The sequence below is a fragment of the Listeria farberi genome (assembly GCF_014229245.1).
GTDB classification, from domain to species: domain Bacteria; phylum Bacillota; class Bacilli; order Lactobacillales; family Listeriaceae; genus Listeria; species Listeria farberi.
Genome location: NZ_JAARZJ010000033.1, coordinates 1 through 6495, shown reverse-complemented (window position 1 = coordinate 6495; position 6495 = coordinate 1). Strand labels below are relative to the sequence as shown.

The following is a 6495-nucleotide window of genomic DNA, read 5'->3' as shown; positions in this document are numbered from 1 at the left end:
ACGGGGTAGCTAGCTTAATTGTTCTTTTCCTTGTTGGTGGCATTTTATTTTTATTTGTAAAAGAGAAAAACTTAGAAAATCTTTAAATCCTTTTAAGAAAGTCCTTATTTTCAAGTGTTAAGCTAGATGTACGATTTGAAAAGGAGGACACCAGGATGAAAAAATACTTCATAATTCTTGTTTTACCAATCATTTCTTTAATTGCTGCAGTAACTATGTATTTTTCCTGGTTCCAAGGATGGCTTTATTTTTATTTAAAGCACGTAATGGCAACAGTAAGCCATATGGGCTACATTACGGTTAGCATAACGGCGATTTTACTTTATTTTGTCGCAGTTCAATTAGTAAACTGGAAAATAAATAAAGCATTACTTGTATTTTGCTATTTAATCTATTTCAGTATTCTTGTTTGCTTACTATTCGGAAAAGCTTCCGATACTCAAGGATTTTCGAGTGATACTTTTGGTTTTATTGACACATTCTTGGCAGGGAATTTACGTGTTATTATTGTAGGAAATGTACTCGCTTTTGTTCCAATTGGTTTTTTATTAAAGAAATTAGGATTTTTTACTGCATTACTATCAGCAGGAATGTTGATTTTCGCAGTAGAAGGGATGCAGTATATAATGCATGTGGGGTTCTTTGATACTGGAGATGTATTCTTAAATGTTAGTGGTATTATGCTAGGATACATTCTTATCCGTTTTTTGTCCCCAAGAAAATTTAAACGATTCAAAGTAAAACCGACTAGCTAAATGAGCCTAGTCGGTTTTTTGATAGTTATTTTTTTATATATTGACGTTTATGATCTTGAATTCCTGTTAAAATAATTGCCGCTGGATCGCTAGCAGGATCAATTTTAAGAGTAGTACCATCTTTTGGTAATTGTTCTTTGAATTTAGTTTCATAGTCTGGAATAGATAGCTTCGTACGGTTAGCTAGTAATTCAGCGTGCGCTTCTTTATGAATATATTTTTTATAGTCTGGTTGAAGCTCCCCATGGAAAAATTCTCCAACAGCTCCAGATCCGTAACTAAAGAAGCCAATTTTATCATCTGCTTGTAGATTCGCTTGATTTTCCAGCAAGGAGATAAAGCTTAAATATAACGAACCAGTATAAATATTACCAATATTACGGCTGTATAGTGTACTTAAACGATAATTCTCTAATAATCTTTCTTGTACATCACTTGGAGCCGTTTCAATAATTGTATCTAATGCCTTTTTGCCCATTTTTGTGTATGGTAAATGAAAACAAATGGCCGCAAAATCATCTAGTTTCTTACCAAATTTCTCTGAATATTTATTCCAAATCGTTTGGAAAAAGTGAATATATTGTTCTGTCGAATATTTACCTTCTACACAAGCGTATTCAGAATACACAGGACGCCAGAAATCCATAATATCTTCTGTATAGAATATGTTATCATCTAAGAGCGTAATACAGCGCGGATTAGCTGAAATAACCATTGCAACTGCTCCAGCACCTTGTGTTGCTTCTCCACCAGTTTCAAGGCCATAACGTGCAATATCAGAGCCAATCACAAGTACTTTACTATCAGGATGTTTTGCAACATAATCTTTCGCTAGATTAATGCCCGCAGTGGCACCGTAACAAGCTTCTTTAATCTCAATAGCACGAGAGAAAGGTTGAATTCCTAGTAAACGGTGAATATAAACCGCACCAGCTTTTGACTCATCAATTCCAGATTCAGTTGCTAAAATAACCAAATCAATTTTTTCTAAATCTTTTTCATCTAAAATTTGTAAAGCCGCATTTGCACCCATTGTGACAGAATCTTGGGTGATAGGGGCAAAAGCCATTTTATCTTGGCCAATTCCAATAGTAAATTTATTTGGATCAATGTTTCTAGCTTCAGCAAGTTCAGTCATATCAACATAAAACGCAGGAGTATAAAAACCTATTTTATCAATTCCAATTTTCATATGTTCGTCTCAAGTCCTTTATATTTTATTTGTAAGTACTTCAATTTTAGTAGAAAAATGCACAAAATACAATACATTGGGCTTAATCTAGTGAGTTTTTAGCAAGTTTCATGATATAATACGGATAGATTACATTTAAAGGAGATTGCTATGAAAGAAGTAGTTATAATAGATGCCGTTCGAACACCAATTGGAAAATTTGGTGGTAGTTTAAAAGATGTTAATGCAGTAGACCTTGGCGCTACCGCTCTACAAGGTGTTTTAAAAAGAGCTAACATTGCTCCAGAACGTGTGGATCAAGTTATTTTTGGTAATGTTTTACAAGCTGGCCTCGGTCAAAATGTAGCTAGACAAGTCGCTATTAAAGCCGGGATTCCTTATAAAGTACCAGGTGTGACAATTAATGAAGTTTGTGGCTCTGGTTTAAAAGCTATTATGCTTGGTAGACAAGCAATTCAACTAGGAGAGGCTGAGATTGTAGCAGTAGGAGGGACCGAAAATATGTCCCAAGCGCCGTTACTACTTAACCCGGAACTAGCTGGTGAAGAAATTAACCCGAAAGATTTAAAAAATAGCATGCTTGTTGACGGACTTACAGATGTTTACGGGGAACACCATATGGGAATTACTGCAGAAAATGTGGCAGATAAATATTCCGTTTCAAGAGAAGAGCAAGATAAGTTTGCCCATAATTCGCAAATGAAAGCTGCTCGCGCGCAAGAAAAAAACCTTTTTGAAGAGGAAATAGTTCCTGTTCAACTTCCAGATGGTTCATTTTTCGAAGCTGATGAAACAATTCGCGCTAACTCTACTTTAGAAAAACTTGCTACACTTAAGAGTGCTTTTCAAGAAGGTGGAACTGTTACTGCAGGCAATGCTTCTGGTATCAATGACGGGGCTTCTGCAATCATTTTAATGTCCAAAGAAAAAGCTGTGGCAGAAAACATCCCTTATTTAGCAACAATTAAAGTAACTTCAGAAGTCGGGGTTGATCCAGCTTATATGGGTTATGCCCCGTACTATGCAGTTAATGAAGCGCTAGAAAAAGCTGGCTACTCAATAGCTGATATTGATTTATTCCATTTAAATGAAGCTTTTGCATCTCAATCAGTTGCAGTTGCAAGAGATTTAAAAATACCTGAAGAGAAACTTAATATTTATGGTGGAGCAATAGCGTTAGGCCATCCAATCGGTGCTTCAGGAGCTCGCATTGTTGTTTCATTGTTAAATGAGTTAAAACACGAAAATAAACATACAGGTGTAGCTTCCTTATGTATTGGTGGCGGTATTGGTATTGCAATTATTATTGAAAGAGTATAAGTAGTATCATTTAATATTCATAAAAAGCTAAAATCACTCAACAACTGATTTTAGCTTTTTTATGATTTGGTTTTTGTCTTTTTTGTGAACAAAACTTAAGTTGATTGTGTGAACTTTTTTACAGATTGAAGTATCTGCTTGGCTTTGGTGCTAGAATATAGTTATTCCAACAAGCAGGAGGTCCTATGAAACATTTAAAAAAATTTTTATTTGCGTTACTAATTCTTAGTTCAATTATTAGTATCACATTTCAACCATTTTCTGCAAAAGCTGCACCACTAATGCTTAAATTACCCGAGCCTCAAGTAGATCAACTTTATATTGGAGATGACTATATTACTGGAAAACTACAGCAAGAAGTACCAATGCACTATCCAGGTAACGCAGCCTATGTCCTTTTTAACAATAAGCAATATTATATCACTGACTATACCGTTGAAAATGACGTTAATTTTCGGCTCAAATTACCTAAAACACTTGAAGCAGGAGACACGCTTAATTATTTTACTATTACAGGTACCGTTCTTGACCCAGTCGCATATCCAGGACAAAATTCATACGATTTAGCTGGTCCTTTTACACCAATCGAAAAAGCAAAAGTACAAGTGAACTACCTTGATGAATCGAATGAAACATTAGCAACATCAGACGTTTTGTCCGGAAAACTTGGTGAAAATTATACAACATCCCCAAAAACAATGGAGGGATATCAAGTAAAAGAAACTCCAAGCAATGCTACTGGCAAGTACACATCAAATACCGAATCTACACAAGTAAATTACATCTATGAAAAAAGTATTCCAGAAGGCGAAAAAGTATCCGTCACGTATGTAGATGAAGCGACAAACGAAGAAATTGCCCCAACAGAAACATTTTCAGGCAAAAATGGTGCTTCTTTTCAAGCTGTGGCTAAAGAAATCGATGGCTATGAACTCAGCGAAATGCCAACAAACCAAGCAGGCACATTCAGAGACGAACCACAATCTGTTATTTTCAAATATAAAAAAATAACAACGCCTGTTGAAGTCGCAAAAGCTCTTACAGTAATCTATAAAGACACTGAAGGAAATCAACTTGCCGAACCAATCGTTTTAACAGGCGAGCTTGGTGCAGCTTTTGAAACAGAAACAAAAACATTTGAAGGCTACACGTTAACTAAAACACCAGTTAATCATGCTGGACTATTCACAAATCAAACACAAGAAGTAGCTTATGTTTATAGTAAGGATAGTAAAGTTATTGCTTCAACTGATTCTTCTGAATCTCCAACAAAAGAGATTTCAAGTAAAGAAGATTCTACAGATTTAATTGTTCCTCAAATTACTGATAATGCAATAAAAACTACTAATCAAAGCATAACGCATATGAGTGATACACCAACAGAAAAACCTTTCAAACCATCTAGCATTATAAAACTACCAAAAACGGGCGATACAAACAATCATTTACTAGTATTTATCGGATTTAGTTTGTTAGTTGGCGGAGCAGCATATATCATTATTTCAAGAAAAATAGCGAAATAAGAATAAATTAACCTTAATCATAGTTGTGATTAAGGTTTTTTTGTTTAAAAGAACGATGGTATAATGAAAATAGATTATACATAAAGGAGAATTAGCTTAATGGAATGGAAACAAATAAAAAATGAAACCGATTTGGTAAAATTAATGGACTTATTAAATTATTTCCATGATAGTTGCATTACTGGTTTAACATACTTAAGTAGTACATATGTAACAGAAAGCGACTTATCAATGGTGATAGGAACGAATCCAGTAGTTAAACTCTTTATTCAAAGACAAACAGATATATTAGCAACTCTAGAATTTTATTTAGAAGGCGTTACTCATTTTTGCATACATAACGATTTAAACGCATCATCAGAAATCCATGAAGCCAATATTTACTACGAAAACGGTAATTTTCACTGGAATATGGGAGATGAAATGGCAAGTTTTAATTGTAAGAAAATATGTTGGAGAGAAATTCAAAACAAGTATATATAATAGCGTAGAAAAGTCGCATTTATTAGTAAAGGAGATGCTTAAAATGAAAAAAATTATTATTGCTGTGTTTTTCGGAATTCTTATTCTAATTATTGTTGGCCTATATGTTGCTTATATTTATATAAATCAAAAATTTATATGGGTTGTAGGGATACTTTTGTTGTTAGGTACATTATTCAATTGGTTTTTATATAATAAATATCTCTCTAAAAAATATAGAATAAGGGAATGAAAACATTAACTGTGTCTATTAATCAAGAGAGGGCAAAAGTTCTTTCTTGATTCCATAGATATCTTATTTTCTAGTTTACATAATATATAGAGTACTATATATTTCGAAATTCATAAAAATACACTTAGAATTTATCTGAGTGTATTTTTATTTTAGATTAAAGTGAGGTGAGGATATGAAAAGAGAAGATACAAATAATTTCATGAAGCAAGCTGTCCCATTAGCACGTGAAATGCAGGGTGACTGGAATATACGAATGAAAATGGCACTTAACAGTGTGATTATAGACCACTTATTTCAAAGTGCATTTTCACCATCAACAGTTAAAAAGTTAATTGACCGAGGTGTGTCGTATAGAAGAATTGGTCGCCATTATGGTGTTTATCACCGCCAAATAAAAAAAGCATATGAAGTTTAAGTTTTATTGGATGTGAGTTTAGACCATCCAAGAAGACCAAAAAAATAAATGCTTAATAAAAAATTCAATTGTTCATTGAAAACTACATAGTCCATTAAACTTATATTAATTAGAATATGAGAAATGGGTATAAGAAAAGCGCGCTTGACAATGCAAGAACGCTCAAATAAAACTTAGACACTTTTATTATAGAGTAAAAACTTGTTATTGTCACGTGTGCGTTTCGAGTTTTCTCACTTACGAGGATAAACGTGGCTTAAAAAAAAGGGCACGGGATTACTATCATCCTAAAATAGTATCGTTGGTATACGGTTAAAACCTACTAAGTAATATTCTATGTGAGCGTTAAAAAATAATGCGATGATACTTAATATTACCGATAAGCGCCTTGATGGTTAAAACCTAGCGAATTATCATTTATTAGGAAGTGATTGCTATAGAATTTCAAATTAACGAAGATTACTATGGAGATATTAAATATAGTGTACTACGTAGATTGAGGACAACATATTCATTTGTGCAAGAAGATTATTATGAGGAACTTTTAAAAGAATTTAGAGGATGTTTTTATG

General features: G+C 33.5%; 8 protein-coding genes. 7 read left to right on the top strand and 1 reads right to left on the bottom strand.

Annotated features, from left to right (window positions below):
- Window positions 1-86: hypothetical protein (locus HCB45_RS15390; RefSeq protein WP_260508468.1), on the top strand; the 86-nt coding region annotated here is incomplete at its 5' end.
- Between the two features lie 69 nt (window positions 87-155).
- Complete coding sequence (locus tag HCB45_RS14850; protein WP_185620417.1) at window positions 156-755, top strand: VanZ family protein; 600 nt, start codon at window positions 156-158, stop codon at window positions 753-755.
- A 25-nt stretch (window positions 756-780) separates the two neighbouring features.
- Here the strand turns inward: HCB45_RS14850 and HCB45_RS14845 are convergent, their stop codons facing one another.
- Window positions 781-1947: a hydroxymethylglutaryl-CoA synthase gene (locus HCB45_RS14845; protein ID WP_185607749.1), complete on the bottom strand. Its 1167-nt coding sequence runs from the start codon at window positions 1945-1947 to the stop codon at window positions 781-783.
- Window positions 1948-2097: 150 nt separating this feature from the next.
- Here HCB45_RS14845 and HCB45_RS14840 point away from each other — a divergent pair, with 150 nt between their 5' ends.
- From HCB45_RS14840 to HCB45_RS14820, 5 genes are all read left to right on the top strand, one after another.
- The gene (locus tag HCB45_RS14840) at window positions 2098-3267 is read left to right on the top strand and encodes a thiolase family protein (protein ID WP_185607748.1); all 1170 of its coding nucleotides are present in this window, start codon (window positions 2098-2100) and stop codon (window positions 3265-3267) included.
- A 185-nt stretch (window positions 3268-3452) separates the two neighbouring features.
- Window positions 3453-4790 (top strand): MucBP domain-containing protein, encoded by a 1338-nt coding sequence (locus HCB45_RS14835; protein WP_185620416.1) that lies wholly within the window; start codon window positions 3453-3455, stop codon window positions 4788-4790.
- Between the two features lie 99 nt (window positions 4791-4889).
- Window positions 4890-5273 (top strand): hypothetical protein, encoded by a 384-nt coding sequence (locus HCB45_RS14830; protein WP_185620415.1) that lies wholly within the window; start codon window positions 4890-4892, stop codon window positions 5271-5273.
- A gap of 43 nt (window positions 5274-5316) precedes the next feature.
- Window positions 5317-5505 carry a hypothetical protein gene (locus HCB45_RS14825; protein WP_185620414.1) on the top strand — a complete coding sequence of 63 codons (189 nt, stop codon included), beginning with the start codon at window positions 5317-5319 and terminating at the stop codon, window positions 5503-5505.
- Window positions 5506-5680: 175 nt separating this feature from the next.
- On the top strand, window positions 5681-5923 hold the full coding sequence (locus tag HCB45_RS14820; protein ID WP_185318757.1) for a hypothetical protein: 243 nt from the start codon (window positions 5681-5683) through the stop codon (window positions 5921-5923).
- The last annotated feature ends 572 nt before the right edge of the window (window positions 5924-6495 follow it).

Coding starts and splice junctions, on each gene's coding strand:
- HCB45_RS14820 (WP_185318757.1), top strand. CDS start 5,681: ATGAAAAGAGAAGATACAAATAATTTCATGAAGCAAGCTGTCCCATTA.
- HCB45_RS14830 (WP_185620415.1), top strand. CDS start 4,890: ATGGAATGGAAACAAATAAAAAATGAAACCGATTTGGTAAAATTAATG.
- HCB45_RS14845 (WP_185607749.1), bottom strand. CDS start 1,947: ATGAAAATTGGAATTGATAAAATAGGTTTTTATACTCCTGCGTTTTAT.
- HCB45_RS14850 (WP_185620417.1), top strand. CDS start 156: ATGAAAAAATACTTCATAATTCTTGTTTTACCAATCATTTCTTTAATT.
- HCB45_RS14835 (WP_185620416.1), top strand. CDS start 3,453: ATGAAACATTTAAAAAAATTTTTATTTGCGTTACTAATTCTTAGTTCA.
- HCB45_RS14825 (WP_185620414.1), top strand. CDS start 5,317: ATGAAAAAAATTATTATTGCTGTGTTTTTCGGAATTCTTATTCTAATT.
- HCB45_RS14840 (WP_185607748.1), top strand. CDS start 2,098: ATGAAAGAAGTAGTTATAATAGATGCCGTTCGAACACCAATTGGAAAA.